Origin of the sequence: Agromyces mediolanus, assembly GCF_044917495.1 — a bacterium.
GTDB classification, from domain to species: domain Bacteria; phylum Actinomycetota; class Actinomycetes; order Actinomycetales; family Microbacteriaceae; genus Agromyces; species Agromyces mediolanus_B.
This window is the reverse complement of record NZ_JAVSSI010000006.1, coordinates 78,006-93,701: the sequence shown is the minus strand read 5'-3', so window position 1 is coordinate 93,701 and position 15,696 is coordinate 78,006. Positions and strand designations below refer to the sequence as shown.

The following is a 15,696-nucleotide window of genomic DNA, read 5'->3' as shown; positions in this document are numbered from 1 at the left end:
GAACCGAGCTGGTTCCCTATCTATGCAAACGCATCGAACAGCTCCATCGACCCGCATCCAGGAGGACGCCGTGCAGTTCGGAATCTTCACCGTCAGCGACATCACGCAGGACCCGACGACCGGCCGCACGCCGACCGAGGCCGAGCGCATCCAGGCGACCATCGCGATCGCGAAGCACGCCGAGGAGGTCGGACTCGACGTCTTCGCCCTCGGCGAGCACCACAACCCGCCGTTCTGGTCGTCCTCGCCCACGACGACGCTCGCCTACATCGCCGGGCAGACCTCGACGCTGCAGCTCTCCACCGCGACGACGCTCATCACCACCAACGATCCGGTGAAGATCGCCGAGGACTACGCGATGCTCCAGCACGTGTCCGGCGGCCGCGCCGACCTCATGCTCGGGCGCGGCAACACCGGGCCGGTCTACCCCTGGTTCGGCAAGGACATCCGGCAGGGGCTCCCGATCGCCGTCGAGAGCTACGAGCTGCTGCACCGGCTCTGGCGCGAGGACGTCGTCGACTGGGAGGGCAAGTTCCGCACGCCCCTCCAGGGCTTCACCTCGACCCCGCGCCCGCTCGACGGCGTGCCGCCCTTCGTCTGGCACGGCTCGATCCGCACCCCGGAGATCGCCGAGCAGGCGGCCTACTACGGCGACGGCTTCTTCGCGAACCACATCTTCTGGCCCGCCTCGCACACCCAGCGCATGATCGCCCTCTACCGTCAGCGCTTCGAGCACCACGGGCACGGCAGCGCCGCGCAGGCGATCGTCGGCCTCGGCGGCCAGGTCTTCATGCGCCGGAACTCCCAGGACGCCGTGCGCGACTTCCGCCCCTACTTCGACAACGCGCCGGTCTACGGTCACGGCCCGAGCCTCGAGGAGTTCACGCAGCAGACGCCGCTCACCGTCGGCAGCCCGCAGGAGGTCATCGACCGCACCCTCGGCTTCCGCGACTACGTCGGCGACTACCAGCGCCAGCTGTACCTGGTCGACCACGCGGGCCTGCCGCTGAAGACCGTGCTCGAGCAGCTCGACCTCCTCGGCGAGGTCGTCGCGGTCCTCCGCACCGAGTTCGCGAAGGACCGCCCGGCCGAGGTGCCCGACGCGCCGACGCACGCCTCGCTCGTCGCCGCGAAATACGGTGACGAGGCCCCTCGCCAGGCGACCCCGAACGCCAACCGCGGCGACAACCTCACCGTGGGCGCCTCGCCCTACCAGGACGGGCCCGCGCCCGCCGGCTCGGCCTTCGGCCCCGCCGCGACCCGTGCAGGAGGTGCACGATGACCGCCAAGCAGATCGTCGTCGTCTCGGCGGGGCTCTCCACGCCGAGCTCCACCCGCCAGCTCGCCGACCGGCTCGCCGCCGACTCGGTGGCGGCCCTCGCCGAGCGCGGGGTCGAGGCCGAGGTGCGCACCTTCGAGCTGCGCGAGCTCGCGCACGACATCACGAACCACCTGCTCATGGGCTTCGCGCCGCCGAAGCTCGAGGAGACGCTCGACGCCGTGGCGTCGGCCGACGGCCTCATCGCCGTGACGCCGATCTTCACGACGAGCTACGCCGGGCTGTTCAAGTCGTTCGTCGACGTGATCGACCCGCAGGCGCTCACCGACCTGCCGGTGCTCCTCGGCGCGACGGGCGGCACGCCCCGGCACTCGCTCGCGATCGACTACGCGATGCGCCCGCTGTTCACCTACCTGCACGCGGTGCCGGTGACGACCGGGGTGTTCGCGGCGACGAGCGACTGGGGCGGCGCGGACGGCGACGGCGTGCGCTCCCTGCCCGAGCGCATCTTCCGCGGGGCGAAGGAGTTCGCCGAGCTCGTCGAGCGCACCGACCGTTCGGATCGGGTGGCCGATCCGTTCCGGCTCGACCGGCCGATGGGCCACCTCATCGGCGGTCTCGCCGGCGAGTAGCCGCATCGCCCCTCTCGCATGACGAGTTGCCCGACTTCCATGGAAGTCGGGCAACTCGGCGTTCGAGTGGACTCAGGGCGCGAAGCGACGCACGAGCGCGTCGACGGCGAGGCCGGAGAGGATTGCGACGGGGATCGAGACGGCGAGTGCGAGGAGCGGCTGATCCGCGAACGCCGAACCGACGACCGCGCCCATCGTCGTGTTGAACACCGCCCAGGCGAGTCCGGCGGCGGCCGAGAGCGGCAGATACCTCGCGAGCGGGATCCGGACCGCTCCCGCCGCGAGGTTCACGGCGATGCGGGCGAACGGCACGTAGCGGGCGGTGAACACGAGCACCGCCGTGCGGCGGCCCACGGTGCGGCGCACCCGGTCGATCGCCGCGGCCACGCGCGGCGTCCGCTGCCACGCCCAGCGGTCGAGTCCGCCCGCGCGGCCGATCCCGTAGCAGGCGAGGTCGCCGACGACGGCCCCGACCGCGGCGACGGGGATGACGAGGAGCAGGTTCGGCTGCCCCGTCGTCGCCGCGAGCGCCCCGAGGGCCACGACGAGGGTCTCGCTCGGCAGCACGACGAGGAAGGCGTCGCCGACGACGAGCGCGAAGAGCGCGGGGAGCAGCCACGGCGAGGCGGCGAGCTGCGCGAGGGCGTCGTCCGGCACCCAGCCTTGCTATCCCGGTGAGATGAACGGCGGGTGACGGGGCGCCCGCTCGTCTCCGTCCCGCGGCGCCCGGCGACCGGCGCGCGACCGGGCGGCGAACGATCGCCGACGCCCGGGTGAATCCTCGGTGCCCCGGCCCGCTTCGGCGCCGCCGCGGCCCGCCGCCGGGGCACCCTGGTCACGTGAAGGTCGCGATCCTCGCCGAATCGTTCCTCCCGCACATGAACGGGGTCACCCACTCGCTCCTGCAGGTGCTCGGGCACCTCGAGCGCGCCGGGCACGAGGCCCTCGTCGTGGCACCGCGCGCCGGCCGCGTGGATGACGCCGCGCTCCGCGGCGCGCGGCTCCTGCAGCTGCCCTCCACTCCGCTGCCGCGCTATCCGCAGGTGCGGATCGCCGTGCCGGGCGTGCGCCGGCTCGCCGCCGCGCTCGCCGAGTTCTCGCCCGACGTCGTCCACCTGGCCTCGCCGTTCGTCCTCGGCTGGCAGGGCGTGCGGGCGGCCGAGTCGATCGGGGTGCCGAGCGTCGCGGTCTACCAGACGGATGTCCCGGCCTACGCCGCGCGCTACGGGGTGCCGGCCGCGGCGCCGGCCCTCGAACGGCACGTCGCGAGGCTGCACGGGCGCGCGACGCTGACGCTCGCCCCGTCGAGCTCCGCCCTCGAACGGCTCGACTCGCTCGGCGTCGCCGGATCGAGGCTCTGGCGGCGGGGCGTCGATCTCGAGCGCTTCCGGCCCGGGCGCCGCGACGAGGCGTGGCGGCGTCGCATCGCGCCGGGCGGCGAGGTCGTCGTCGGTTACGTCGGCCGGCTGGCCCCCGAGAAGCAGGTCGAGGATCTGCTGGCGCTCCGGGACCTCCCCGGGATCCGGCTCGTGATCGTCGGCGACGGACCCTCGCGCGACGAGCTCGAGGCGCTGCTGCCGGACGCCGTGTTCACCGGCTTCCTCGGTGGCGAGGAGCTCGCGACCGCCCTCGCGAGCTTCGACGTCTTCGTGCACCCGGGCGAGAGCGAGACCTTCTGCCAGACCGTGCAGGAGGCGCACGCAAGCGGCGTCCCGGTCGTCGCCACCGGAGCCGGAGGACCGCTCGACCTCGTCCGGCAGAGCGTCGACGGCTGGCTCTACCGCCCGGGCGAGCTCGCCGAGTTCGCGGCCAGGGTCGCCGACCTCGCCGGCGACGCGGCGAAGCGCCGGGCCTTCGGCCGGGCGGCGCGGCGGGGCGTCGAGGGGCGCGGCTGGGACGTGCTCTGCGAGGAGCTGCTCGGGCACTACCGCGACGCGCGCGCCCTCGCCGCGGGCGTCGGGCGGGCCGAGGCCGGCGCGGGCGATGCGCGCCGCGGCGGCCCGGGCGACCCGAGCGCCGCGGCCGTGGCGCCGCTCCGCTTCGTCGCCGTCGGCGACTCGCTCACCGAGGGCCTCTGCGACGACTCCCGCACAGCTCCGGGGGAGTACCGCGGCTGGGCCGACCGGCTGGCGATGCTCCTCGCGATGAGTCGCCCGGGACCGGGCGTGGAGTACGCGAACCTCGCCGTGCGGAGCCGCAGGATCGACGACGTCGTCGACGAGCAGCTGCCCGCGGCGCTCGCCCTCGGCGCCGATCTCGTGGGCGTCTTCGTCGGCGGCAACGACCTCGTGAAGCGCGGCGCGGACCCCGACGCGCTCGCCGAGCGGCTCGCCGAGGGGGTGCGCGCCGCGACGGCGGCGGGATGCCGCGTGCTCCTCGTGACGCCCTTCCTCCCGGACCGCTGGGAGGTCCGCGGGCTCCGCGCCCGCTTCGCCCGCTTCGACGAGCGGCTGCGGGGCATCGCGGCGGAGCACGGCGCGGTCCTCGTCGACGTCGAGCACGCGCCCGAGCTGCGCACCCGCACGAGCTGGGCGGAGGACCGGGTGCACCTGAACCCCGCGGGCCACCGCACCCTCGCCTACGCGGCGGCGCGCGCGCTCGGCATCCCCGACGCCGCGGTGCTCGCCGATCTGGAGCTCGCCCTGCACGACGCCGGCCGCACCACGCGGGTGTCCGGGCCGACCTGGATGGCGGTCCACGTGGTGCCCTGGGTGCTCCGGCGGCTCCGCGGCAGGACGGCGGGGGAGGGCCGCTCGCCGAAGCGCCCGGAGCTCGCCGCGCTCCGGATTCCGGCCCCGACCGGGCCCGCTCTGCTAGAGTCGAAGCGGTTGCCCGTGTGGTCACCGCCTCTCGGTTCTGCGTCAGCGCAGGCCGCGAACCGCAACTGAACACCGAGCACCTTCGGAGCAGGCCGGCAGGAAGCTGGTCCCCTGTGGTGGCTTACCGACTCGATCGGTGGACTTCTACTGGTGGCCAGCGTGAGCGCATCGTCCTGATGCGATTCGTATTGCCTGTTCCTGCTCCTTCGTATGCAGTCGTGCCCACACGGGGTGCGACGGGAAACAAAGGAGAGAGACCTCTTGGAAGGTCCTGAAATCACGTTCGCCGAGACCGTCATCGACAACGGCAAGTTCGGCACCCGCACCATCCGCTTCGAGACCGGCCGCCTCGCCCAGCAGGCGCAGGGCTCGGCCGTCGCCTACATCGACGAAGAGACTATGCTGCTCTCGGCGACGTCCGTCTCGAAGCAGCCGAAGGATCACTTCGACTTCTTCCCGCTCACGATCGACGTCGAGGAGCGCATGTACGCCGCGGGCCGCATCCCCGGCTCGTTCTTCCGCCGTGAGGGCCGTCCCTCGACCGAGGCGATCCTCACCTGCCGCCTCATCGACCGTCCGCTCCGTCCCTCCTTCGTCGAGGGGCTGCGCAACGAGGTCCAGGTCGTCGTGACCGTCCTCGCCATCGAGCCCGACGAGCTCTACGACGTGCTCGCGATCAACGCCGCGTCGCTCTCGACGCAGCTGTCCGGCCTGCCGTTCTCGGGCCCGGTCGCGGGCGTCCGCGTCGCGCTCATCGACGGCCAGTGGGTCGCCTTCCCGAAGCACTCGCAGCTCGAGGACGCCGTGTTCAGCATGGTCGTCGCCGGTCGCGTCGTGACCGAGGACAACGGCTCGCAGGACGTCGCGATCATGATGATCGAGGCCGAGGCCACCGACAACGCGTGGAACCTCATCCAGGCCGGCGCCGTCAAGCCGAGCGAAGAGGTCATCGCGCAGGGCATCGAGGCCTCGAAGCCCTTCATCAAGCAGCTCGTCGAGGCGCAGCAGCAGGTTGCGAAGACCGCCGCGAAGCCCACCGCCGACTACCCGACCTTCCCGCCCTACCAGGCCGAGGTCAAGGCGGCCGTCGAGGAGTTCGCGAGCGCCGAGCTCAAGGACGTCTACAAGATCGCCGGCAAGGTCGAGCGTCAGGACGCCGACGACGCCCTGAAGGCGCGCGTCAAGGAGCACATCGCGGCCAAGGTCGAGGCGGGCGAGCTGCCCGAGTCGGCCAACGCCGAGGTCTCCGCGGCCTACAAGTCGGTCACCAAGAAGGTCATGCGCACGCGCGTGCTCGAGGAGGGCGTCCGCATCGACGGCCGCGGCCTCGCCGACATCCGCCCGCTCGACGCCGAGGTGCAGGTCGTGCCCCGCGTGCACGGCTCGGCCATCTTCCAGCGCGGCGAGACCCAGATCCTGGGCGTCACCACGCTGAACATGCTGAAGCTCGAGCAGCAGATCGACTCGCTGAGCCCGGTCACCAAGAAGCGCTACATGCACAACTACAACTTCCCGCCCTACTCGACCGGTGAGACCGGCCGCGTCGGGTCGCCGAAGCGTCGCGAGATCGGGCACGGCGCACTCGCCGAGCGCGCCCTCGTGCCGGTGCTGCCGACGCGCGAGGAGTTCCCCTACGCGATCCGCCAGGTGTCCGAGGCGCTCGGCTCCAACGGCTCGACGTCGATGGGCTCCGTCTGCGCCTCGACCCTCTCGCTGCTGAACGCCGGTGTGCCGCTCCGCGCTCCCGTCGCCGGCATCGCGATGGGCCTCATCTCCGACACGGTCGACGGTGAGACCCGCTACGCGGCCCTCACCGACATCCTCGGGGCCGAGGACGCGCTCGGCGACATGGACTTCAAGGTCGCCGGCACGAGCGAGTTCGTCACGGCCATCCAGCTCGACACGAAGCTCGACGGCATCCCCGCCTCGGTGCTCGCCGGCGCGCTGACCCAGGCCAAGGACGCCCGCACCACGATCCTCGCGGTGCTGAACGCGGCGATCGACGGCCCGGACGAGATGGCCCCGACCGCGCCGCGCGTCATCAGCGTGCAGATCCCGGTCGACAAGATCGGCGAGCTGATCGGCCCGAAGGGCAAGACGATCAACGCGATCCAGGACGAGACCGGCGCCGACATCTCCATCGAGGAGGACGGCACCGTCTACATCGGCGCCACCGACGGCCCCTCGGCCGAGGCGGCCCGCGCCCAGGTGAACGCGATCGCGAACCCCACCAACCCGGAGGTCGGCGAGCAGTTCCTCGGCACCGTCGTGAAGATCGCCACCTTCGGCGCCTTCGTGTCGCTGCTGCCGGGCAAGGACGGCCTGCTGCACATCTCCGAGGTGCGCAAGCTCGCGGGCGGCAAGCGCGTCGAGAACGTCGAGGACGTGCTGGGCGTCGGCCAGAAGCTCCTCGTCGAGATCACGAAGATCGACGACCGCGGAAAGCTCTCGCTCGCCCCGGTCCTGCAGGAGGACGCCGACGTCGAGGGTCGTGCCGCCACGGGCGAGCACACCGACGCGCCGGCCGAGGGCGCCGAGATCGCCTGATCCGGTTCCCGCCTGACACGCGGATGCCCCGCCCGATTCGTTCGGGGCGGGGCATCCGTCGTTCTGCGGCGGGGCGAGCGGCGCGGCGGCGGCGCGGCTGCCGGCGCGATGGCAGGGCCGGCGCGGCTCAGAGGGGCAGGTAGCCGGCGCTGCGGAACAGCTCCTCGCGTTCGGCGAGGGCGCGCCGGGCGGCGGCGGCCGACTCCGCCCGGCTCAGCAGCTGCTCGCGATCGGTGCGTCGGCGTGCGCGGCGGAGACCCCAGCTCGCGAGGCCGAGTCCGCTGCGGACGGCGAGGCCGGCGAGCCGGCCGGCGCCGGGGGAGAGGGTGGCGGTGGTCATGATCACTCCTTCCGAGTGTCTTCGGTGGCCTCGCCGCGCACGAGCGGGAAGGCGTTGAGGTGGATCTGCACGGGCATGGAGCCCGGCGTGGGCGTGCGCTTGTAGCGCTCGCCGAACTTCTGGAAGACGGCGTCGATCTCGGCGACGAGCTCGGCGAGCTGCTCGACGGTCAAGCGGAGGTTCACCGTGTCGCTCGTCGCGACCTCGAGCCATTCCTTGCCGAAGACGTGCGGGCCGTCCGAGACGAAGTCGCGGTAGTTGCGGTCGCGGATCGTGAGCCACTCGTCCTCGACGAGCTTCGCCGCGAGCCGCTCGGCGCTGCCCGGGGGCAGGTCCTGCGGGTCGGGGACGGCGACCGAGCCCGGCGTACGCTCCCACCAGCGTTCGCGGCCGGTGCCGCGGCTCGTGTCCTCCCGGACGAGCCCGGCGCGCTCGAGCTGGCGCAGGTGGTAGCTCGTGGAGCCGCTCGACTCGCCCAGCCGTTCGCCGAGACCGCTCGCGGTGAGTGGGCCGTAGGACGACAGCTCGTCGTAGATGCGGATGCGCAGCGGATGCCCGAGGGACTTCAGCGCCGTCGTCGACAGCACGTGGTCGATGCCGGGATGGCGGGTGCTGCTCGGCTGCGCCTCGATGTGGTTCGGGGTCGTCTCGCTCATGGGTGCAAAGATAGCATTGCAAAGAAAACTTTGCAAGCATTTGTTTGCAAGCATGTGTTTGCAAGGAAATGTTTGCAGCGTGCTCTCTGCCTGTGCCGGGCCGTGCCGGCACTCCAGCTCCCAGGGCGGAGCCGATCGCTGCGCTCGTCCCCGGCTCGGCTCAGCGTTCGAGCAGCGGCCCGAGCCGATAGGGGATGAGCTCGCCCATCGAGAGCGACGTCTCGGTGCGTTCGACGCCGTCGATCGCGAGGATCTCGCCGTCGATGCGGAAGAGGTCGTGCGCGTCGCGGCAGACGACGCGCACCAGGAGGTCGACGGAGCCGGAGAGTCCGTGCGCCTGCAGCACCTCGGGGATCTCCGCGATGCGCTCGACGACCTCGCTCAGCCGCTTCTGCCGGACGTGCACGGCGACGAAGGCCTCGAGCGGATAGCCGAGCGGCGCCGGGTCGATCGCGCGCTCGAAGGAGGCGAAGGCCCCGGACGCCTCGAGTCTGGCGAGCCGGGCCTGCACCGTGTTGCGACTCAGGCCGAGTCGCTCGGCGAGGGCGACCACGGTCGCGCGGTGGTCGGCCGCGAGCGCCGCGAGCAGGGCCCGGTCGAGCTGGTCGAGAGTGGTCATGCTGCGCAGTCTAGCGAGAGGCATCCGCCACCTGCTTGGCAACATGCTCAAGCATTCGGTCGATGCTTGAGCTGTGTGACCTGCAGACGTACGCTCGGGGCATCCGGCGAGGTGGCCGGAGCCGGAGCGCGCGGGACGCGCTCCGCCGAACAGGAGGATCGACGATGACCCTTTCCGACCGGGACGCGACCGGGCTCTTGACGAGGCCCGAGTCCTTCGTGCAGCTCGTCGACGAGTCGGGCACGAGGCGGCACGATGCGGAGTTCGACCCGTGGGTCGCCGACATCGACGCCGCGGCGCTCGGCCGGCTCTACCGCGACATGGTGATCGTCCGCCGGCTCGACGCCGAGGGCGTCGCGCTGCAGCGCCAGGGCGAGCTCGGCCTGTGGCCGCCGCTCGCGGGACAGGAGGCCGCCCAGATCGGCTCCATCCGCGCCCTGCGCGACGACGACTACGCCTTCACGAGCTACCGCGAGCTCGCCGTCGCCTGGGCGCGCGGCGTGGCCCCGGAGGGGCTCGTGACCACGTGGCGCGGCACCGCCTCGTCCGGCTGGGACCCGGCCGCCCACCGCGTCGCCGTACCGCAGATCATCATCGGCGCGCAGGCGCTGCACGCGACCGGCTATGCGATGGGCCTCCGCTGGGACCGCTCCGACGCCGCGGCCATCGCCTACTTCGGCGACGGGGCGACGAGCGAGGGCGACGTCAGCGAGGCCTTCGTCTTCGCCTCGAGCTTCCAGGCGCCGGTCGTCTTCTTCTGCCAGAACAACCAGTGGGCGATCTCCGAGCCCGTCGGCCTTCAGTCGCGCCAGGAGCTCGCCCGCCGCGCCGACGGCTTCGCGATGCCCGGCATCCGCGTCGACGGCAACGACGTCCTCGCGGTGCTCGCCGTGACCAGGATGGCCCTCGAACGAGCGCGACGCGGCGACGGGCCGAGCCTCATCGAGGCGGTGACCTACCGCATGGGTCCGCACACGACGGCCGACGACCCGGGCCGGTACCGCGACGAGGCGGAGCTCGCGGCGTGGCGGGAGCGCGACCCGATCGCGCGCGTGCTGGCGCTCCTCGACGGCCTCGGCGTCGACACGGCCGGGCTCGAGCGCGAGACGGCGGAGGCGGCCGATCGCGCCGCCGCCGAGCTGCGCGCCGCCTGCCTCGCCCTCGCCGACCCGCCCGCGCTCAGCGTCTTCGACCACGTCTACGCGGAGCCGAACACCCACGTCGAGCGCCAGCGGGACCACTACGCCCGCTACCTCGCGCTCTTCGAAGCGGACCCGGCGGATGCCGCGGACGCGTCGGCCGACGGAGGTGCACGATGACCACGCTCACCCTCGGCAAGGCGCTGAACCGGGGTCTGCGCGCGGCGCTCGCCGCCGACGACCGGGTCGTCCTCATGGGCGAGGACATCGGCACGCTCGGCGGGGTGTTCCGCATCACCGACGGGCTGCAGGCCGAGTTCGGCGCCGATCGCGTCGTCGACTCGCCGCTCTCCGAGGCGGGGCTCATCGGCACCGCGGTGGGGCTCGCGTACCGCGGCTTCCGTCCGGTCGTCGAGATCCAGTTCGACGGCTTCATCTACCCCGGCTTCGACCAGATCGTCGCCCAGGTGGCGAAGCTGCACTTCCGCTCGCGAGGGACGGTGAAGGTGCCGATCACGATCCGGGTGCCGTTCGGCGGCGGCATCGGGGCGGCGGAGCACCACTCCGAATCGCCCGAGGCCTACTTCGCGCACACCGCCGGTCTCCGCGTCGTCGTGTGCTCGAACCCGGCCGACGCGCACGTCATGATCCAGCAGGCGATCGCGAGCGACGATCCCGTGCTCTTCTTCGAGCCGAAGCGGCGCTATCACGCGAAGGGCGAGGTCGACGAGGCGGCGCGCCTCGCCGACGCGAAGCCGATGGGGATCGCGACCGTCGTGACCCCGGGCGACGACGTCACGCTCGTCACGTACGGCGCCCTCGTGCAGACGGCGCGCGACGCGGCGACCGCCGCGGCCGAGGACGGCGTCTCGATCGAGGTCGTCGACCTCCGCTCGCTCGCGCCGGTCGACTACCCCACGCTCGAGGCCTCGGTGCGGCGCACCGGACGCCTCGTGATCGCCCACGAGGCGGGGCAGCAGGGCGGTGTCGGGGCGGAGATCGCGGCGAGCCTCACCGAGCGCTGCTTCGAGTACCTCGAGCACGCGCCGGTCCGGGTCACGGGGCACGACGTCCCCTATCCGCCGGCGAAGCTCGAGCAGCACCATCTGCCCGACCTCGACCGCATCCTCGACGGCGTCGACCGCGTGCTCGGCCGCGCCAACTCGCTCTCGGGGGTCGAGGCGTGAGCGGGGTGCGCGCGTTCGCGCTGCCCGATCTCGGCGAGGGGCTGACGGAGTCCGAGCTCGTCGCGTGGCGGGTCGCGGTCGGCGACCGGATCGAGCTCAACCAGATCGTCGCCGACGTCGAGACGGCGAAGGCCGTGGTCGAGCTGCCCTCGCCGTTCGCGGGCGTGATCACCGCGCTGCACGCCGAGCCCGGCCAGACCATCGAGGTGGGCGCGCCGCTGTTCTCCTGCGAGACGGGCGAGGGCGGCCCGGCCGGCGAGAGCGCCGCAGGCGGGACGGATGCCCCGGGCGATGCGGATGCCGACGTCGATCCGTCGGGGGAGCCGGAGCGGGAGCCGACGCTCGTCGGCTACGGTGCCGCGGCCGATCGCGGTCCGCGCCGCCGCCAGCGCGCCGCGTCCCGGGCCGGAGCTGCTCCTGCGGCCGGCGCCGAGTCCGTCGGCGGCGGGGCATCCGCCGTCAGCGCCGTCGTCGAATCCTCGCGGCGCGGCGACCGGCCGCGCTCCACCCCGCCCGTCCGCCGGCTCGCGCGCGAACTCGGCATCGACCTCGAGACGATCGAGGGCTCGGGCGAGCGGGGGCTGATCACGCGCGACGACGTCGAGCGCGCCGCGAGCGCCGAGCGGGCGCCCGCCACCGCTCCGAGCGCGCCCCGCCCGGCCGCGGGGGAGCGGCCCGCCGAGACGCGCATCCCGATCCGCGGGGTCCGCAAGCACACCGCGGCGGCGATGGTGCGCAGCGCGTTCACCGCGCCGCACGTCACCGAGTTCCTGACGGTCGACGTCACCGCGACGATGGAGCTCCTCCGCGGCATCCGCGAGGACCGGGCCTTCGCCGGCCACCGCGTCACCCCGCTCGCCGTGGTCGCGAAGGCGCTCTGCCTCGCCGCCGCGCGCACCCCGGAGGTGAACGCCCGCTGGGACGAGGAGCAGCAGGAGATCGTGCAGTTCGGCGGGGTGAACCTCGGCATCGCCGCGGCCACGGAGCGCGGCCTCGTCGTGCCCGTGATCCCGGCGGCCGACCGGATGCCGCTCGTCGAGCTCGCCGACGCCATCGTCGCCCTCGCGGAGACGGCGCGCGCCGGTCGCACGAGTCCGGCCGAGCTCTCGGGCGGAACGATCTCGATCACGAACATCGGGGTGTTCGGCATCGATGCGGGCACGCCGATCCTGAACCCGGGCGAGGCGGCGATCCTCGCGATGGGGCAGGTGCGGCGTCAGCCGTGGGAGTACCGCGGCGAGATCGCGCTCCGCGAGGTGATGACGCTCTCGCTCTCCTTCGACCACCGGCTCGTGGACGGCGCGCAGGGCTCGCGCTTCCTCGGCGACATCGGGCGGCTGCTGCACGAGCCCGGCCTCGCGCTCACGATGTGAGCCGCCGCGGGGGATGGCGGCGCCGTCCCCCGCGGCGTAGCCTCGCCCCGACGGACCGCTCGGGCGGACCGGGACGGAGGCCGGGATGGACGACCGCACGCTGCTCCTCGCCGAGGACACCGCCGACGCCCTCGCCGGTACGCCGTTCGAGCACGCCGTCGACCACCTGGTCGCGAGTTACGAGACCGGCGGCTTCACCTCCGGGGTGCGCTTCCTCGACCGGGTCGCCGTCGTCGCCGACGAGCTCGGCCATCACCCGGACGTGCACGTGCGCTGGGGCTCGATCACCTTCGAGCTGCGCTCGCACGACGTCGGCGGGGTGACCCGGCGCGACGTGGCGCTCGCGCAGCGCATCCACGCGCTCGCGACCGAGTAGCCGGGCGCACGCCGCCGCGTGCCGGGCTCGGGCTCAGTCGAGCTCGTAGACGAGGCGTTCGGTCTCGCCGCCGCGTGCCGGCGCGAACGCGAGCTCGCGGCCGACCTCCGCGAAGCCGAGCTTCGCGAGCACGGCGCGGGAGCCGCGGTTGTCGGCGGCCACCCGGGCGCGGACGGGGCGTCCGGGCAGCCCGTCGAGGAGCAGCCGGAGGGCGCGGGTGGCGATGCCCCGGCCCCAGTGATCGGGGTCGATCCAGGAGTCGAGGACGGCGATCCCGTGCTCGCGCCGGACTTCGACGTCGCCGACGATGCGGCCGTCGGCACGCACGGTCCTGGCGGTCAGTTCGGGGTCCGCGAGGCGGCGCGCCCAGTCGGCGTCGAAGGCGGGGCGATCGAGGTCGTCCGGCGCGAAGGCGGCCTGGCGGACGGCGGCCTCGTGGTGGTGGAAGCGGAACAGTGCGTCGAGATCGGCGGCGCGGGTGGGGCGCAGCGTCACGACATGAGGCTCGCCCATGTCATTTCCTCCAGAATGCCGCGGATGGTGGTCGCGGCGGGTCGGCGCCCAGGGGTGCGGGCGCTGTGGGGAGTGGAGTTCATGAGGCCGAAGGCGGCGTGTGCCCTGACCCTGAGCTCCTCTTCGGCCAGGTCCGGCCGGAGTCGTTCGAGCACGCCGACCCAGTGTTCGACGTACCTGCGCTGGAGGGTGCGCATCTCGTGCCGCGCGGCGGGGTCGAGCTGGGTGACCTCACGCTCCTGGACGGCGATCACGTCGGCGTCGCCGACGGAGAATTCGACGTGGAAGCGGACGAGGGCGCGGAGCGCCGGCTCGGGCTCCGGGTCGCCGGCGAGCACGCGTTCGGCGCCGTCGAGCAGCGCGCGGCTCGCGTCGACGAGGATGGCGGCGAGCACCGCGCCTTTGCCGGGGAAGTGCCGGTAGAGGGCGGGGCCCGAGATGCCGACCGCGGCACCGAGTTCGTCGAGGGTGACGCCCGCGTAACCGCGCGCCGCGAACAGGGCGGCCGCGGCGTCGAGGATCGCGGCGCGTCGGTCGGCCTTGCGGAGGCTCCGCTGGGTGGGCGCCTCGACTTCAGTGCCACTCGTCATGCGCGCTCCGCGTCCTCGGGGGATTCAGTGAGTGCAGGTTAACCGGGCGGTGCTCGGCCGGTCAACCCGGGGTCGCGGCCGGGCGCTCAGTCGGCGATGGCGCGGATGCGGCGCACGGCCTCGGCGACGTCGCCGTGCCAGGGGGCGCCGTGCCCCGGGAGCACCCAGGCGGCACCGAGGCCGGCGATCCGATCGAGCGCCGCGAGCGCAGCGGGCGGGTCGTCGGTGAAGGGCGCCGGGGCGGGGCCCTCGGCGCCGGTGAGGACGTTCCGCGTCGTGAGCGCGTCGCCCACGAAGACGGCGTCGAGCGACGGCACGTGCACGGCGATGCTGCCGGGGGAGTGGCCCGGCATCGCGATGATCTCGGGTCGGCCGGGCAGCGGCAGCGCGGTGCCCGCTTCGATGCGCTCGACCTCGCGGGGGTGCTCGGTGCGGAGCCCGCCGCGGCGCAGGGTGAACCAGAGGAAGCGCGCCGTCGCACCGAGCCGGAATCGCTCGCGGCCGGTCTTCGGCTTCGGTCCGCCGAGGGCCCGCTCCGCGTCGTCGGCGTGCACGGCGACGGGGACGCCGTGGTCGCGGCGCAGCCGCTCGGCGAAGCCGAGGTGGTCGGAGTCGCCGTGGGTGAGCACGACGCCCCGGATGTCGGCCGGGGTGAGGCCGAGCGCGTCGAGTTCGGCCAGGAGTTCCGGCCACTGCCCGGGGATGCCGGCGTCGACGAGGAGCGCGCCGGTGTCGTCGGCGATGAGATAGCAGGCGACGAGGTCGTTGCCGATGCGGTGCAGTCCGGGGCGGAGTTCCATGAAGGCTACGATATGTAGCTATGATGGCTACTGTCAATAGCTATGCCGGGTCGCTCCAGTGCTCGGCCGGAGTGAGGAGATCCGTATGCCGACGCCCAGCCGCACCTCGGAGACCGAGATCGTCCGCGCCGCGAGCGCGCTCCTCGAGCGGGGCGGCCTCGACGCGCTGACCATGCAGGCCGTCGCCGCCGAGGTCGGCGTGCGCGCGCCGTCCCTCTACAAGCGCGTCGGGGGCCGCGACGAGCTGCTGCGCCGGGTCGCGATCGCCGCCGCGGACGCGCTCCGCGAGGCGATGGCGGCGAGCGTCGGCGGCGGGGCGGGGATCGCCGACGCATCCGACGCCGCCGGGGAGGCCCCGGTCGCGCCCCCCGCCGAGCGGGTGCTCGCGCTGGCCGGGGCGGTCCGCCGCTTCGCCCGAGCGCGCCCGGGCGCATACCGCCTCGTGTTCGCGCCGCCCTCCGAGACGGCCGCGGTGCCGGCCGACGTCCTCGGCAGCGCCGCCGGGCCCGTCCTCGCCGTCGCCGTCGAGCTGGCCGGGCAGGAGCGCGCGCTCGACGCGGCGCGAACGCTCACCGCCTGGGTGCACGGCTTCGTGTCGATGGAGCTCGCCGGCGCCTTCCGGCTCGGTGACGGGCTCGACGAGGCGTTCGAGTTCGGCGCGCGTGCGCTCGCCGCGGCCCTCGCGGCGCCCGCGCGACCGGCCGGGTCCTCGGTCCCCGCTGGGAGACTGAGCGCGTCGGCCTTGCCGTCTCAGTTAATCCCCACTAACATCAGATCGAGTTAGCGGGCATTAACCGAAGTGTCCGCGCACGCCACGACGGAGAGG

The 15,696-nt window shown here is 73.4% G+C and carries 16 protein-coding genes; 9 read left to right on the top strand and 7 right to left on the bottom strand.

Features of this window, described 5'->3' with window-relative positions; translation table 11 throughout:
• Window positions 1-22 precede the first annotated feature (22 nt).
• Both ROT00_RS10560 and ROT00_RS10555 read left to right on the top strand, forming a co-directional pair.
• On the top strand, window positions 23-1,282 hold the full coding sequence (locus tag ROT00_RS10560; RefSeq protein WP_404774668.1) for an LLM class flavin-dependent oxidoreductase: 1,260 nt from the start codon (window positions 23-25) through the stop codon (window positions 1,280-1,282).
• Window positions 1,279-1,911, top strand: a complete 633-nt coding sequence (locus tag ROT00_RS10555; protein ID WP_404774666.1) for an FMN reductase — start codon at window positions 1,279-1,281, stop codon at window positions 1,909-1,911. Before ROT00_RS10560 ends, ROT00_RS10555 begins: the two co-directional genes overlap by 4 nt.
• Window positions 1,912-1,983: 72 nt before the next feature.
• On the opposite strand, the gene ROT00_RS10550 is transcribed toward ROT00_RS10555, so the two are convergent.
• Complete coding sequence (locus ROT00_RS10550) at window positions 1,984-2,568, bottom strand: DedA family protein (RefSeq protein WP_404774664.1); 585 nt, start codon at window positions 2,566-2,568, stop codon at window positions 1,984-1,986.
• A 182-nt stretch (window positions 2,569-2,750) separates the two neighbouring features.
• Between ROT00_RS10550 and ROT00_RS10545 the strand changes: the two genes are divergently transcribed.
• Both ROT00_RS10545 and ROT00_RS10540 read left to right on the top strand, forming a co-directional pair.
• Window positions 2,751-4,799: a GDSL-type esterase/lipase family protein gene (locus ROT00_RS10545; protein ID WP_404774663.1), complete on the top strand. Its 2,049-nt coding sequence runs from the start codon at window positions 2,751-2,753 to the stop codon at window positions 4,797-4,799.
• 192 nt (window positions 4,800-4,991) lie between these two features.
• A complete protein-coding gene (locus tag ROT00_RS10540) occupies window positions 4,992-7,277 on the top strand; it encodes a polyribonucleotide nucleotidyltransferase (protein ID WP_404774661.1) in 2,286 nt (761 codons plus the stop codon).
• A gap of 127 nt (window positions 7,278-7,404) precedes the next feature.
• On the opposite strand, the gene ROT00_RS10535 is transcribed toward ROT00_RS10540, so the two are convergent.
• The 3 genes from ROT00_RS10535 to ROT00_RS10525 form a co-directional block, all read right to left on the bottom strand.
• Entirely contained in the window at window positions 7,405-7,617 is a 213-nt protein-coding gene (locus ROT00_RS10535; RefSeq protein ID WP_404774659.1) for a hypothetical protein, read from the bottom strand.
• A gap of 2 nt (window positions 7,618-7,619) precedes the next feature.
• A complete protein-coding gene (locus ROT00_RS10530) occupies window positions 7,620-8,273 on the bottom strand; it encodes an ArsR/SmtB family transcription factor (RefSeq protein WP_404774657.1) in 654 nt (217 codons plus the stop codon).
• Between the two features lie 160 nt (window positions 8,274-8,433).
• A complete protein-coding gene (locus tag ROT00_RS10525; RefSeq protein WP_404774655.1) occupies window positions 8,434-8,892 on the bottom strand; it encodes an Lrp/AsnC family transcriptional regulator in 459 nt (152 codons plus the stop codon).
• A gap of 164 nt (window positions 8,893-9,056) precedes the next feature.
• On the opposite strand from ROT00_RS10525, the gene pdhA reads away from it, so the two are divergent.
• From pdhA to ROT00_RS10505, 4 genes are all read left to right on the top strand, one after another.
• Window positions 9,057-10,211 carry a pyruvate dehydrogenase (acetyl-transferring) E1 component subunit alpha gene (gene pdhA, locus ROT00_RS10520; protein WP_404774653.1) on the top strand — a complete coding sequence of 385 codons (1,155 nt, stop codon included), beginning with the start codon at window positions 9,057-9,059 and terminating at the stop codon, window positions 10,209-10,211.
• A complete protein-coding gene (locus ROT00_RS10515; protein ID WP_404774651.1) occupies window positions 10,208-11,218 on the top strand; it encodes an alpha-ketoacid dehydrogenase subunit beta in 1,011 nt (336 codons plus the stop codon). The genes pdhA and ROT00_RS10515 overlap by 4 nt, the downstream gene beginning before the upstream one ends.
• A complete protein-coding gene (locus ROT00_RS10510; protein WP_404774650.1) occupies window positions 11,215-12,591 on the top strand; it encodes a dihydrolipoamide acetyltransferase family protein in 1,377 nt (458 codons plus the stop codon). The genes ROT00_RS10515 and ROT00_RS10510 overlap by 4 nt, the downstream gene beginning before the upstream one ends.
• Before the next feature lie 85 nt (window positions 12,592-12,676).
• Window positions 12,677-12,967, top strand: a complete 291-nt coding sequence (locus ROT00_RS10505) for a 4a-hydroxytetrahydrobiopterin dehydratase (RefSeq protein WP_404774648.1) — start codon at window positions 12,677-12,679, stop codon at window positions 12,965-12,967.
• 33 nt (window positions 12,968-13,000) lie between these two features.
• Here the strand turns inward: ROT00_RS10505 and ROT00_RS10500 are convergent, their stop codons facing one another.
• The 3 genes from ROT00_RS10500 to ROT00_RS10490 form a co-directional block, all read right to left on the bottom strand.
• Window positions 13,001-13,480, bottom strand: coding sequence for a GNAT family N-acetyltransferase (locus ROT00_RS10500; protein WP_404774646.1), 480 nt, complete (start codon window positions 13,478-13,480; stop codon window positions 13,001-13,003).
• The gene (locus ROT00_RS10495) at window positions 13,459-14,070 is read right to left on the bottom strand and encodes a TetR/AcrR family transcriptional regulator (protein WP_404774644.1); all 612 of its coding nucleotides are present in this window, start codon (window positions 14,068-14,070) and stop codon (window positions 13,459-13,461) included. Before ROT00_RS10495 ends, ROT00_RS10500 begins: the two co-directional genes overlap by 22 nt.
• An 86-nt stretch (window positions 14,071-14,156) precedes the next feature.
• Window positions 14,157-14,870 (bottom strand): MBL fold metallo-hydrolase, encoded by a 714-nt coding sequence (locus ROT00_RS10490; protein ID WP_404774643.1) that lies wholly within the window; start codon window positions 14,868-14,870, stop codon window positions 14,157-14,159.
• 85 nt (window positions 14,871-14,955) lie between these two features.
• Here ROT00_RS10490 and ROT00_RS10485 point away from each other — a divergent pair, with 85 nt between their 5' ends.
• Window positions 14,956-15,654, top strand: coding sequence for a TetR/AcrR family transcriptional regulator (locus ROT00_RS10485; protein WP_404774641.1), 699 nt, complete (start codon window positions 14,956-14,958; stop codon window positions 15,652-15,654).
• The last annotated feature ends 42 nt before the right edge of the window (window positions 15,655-15,696 follow it).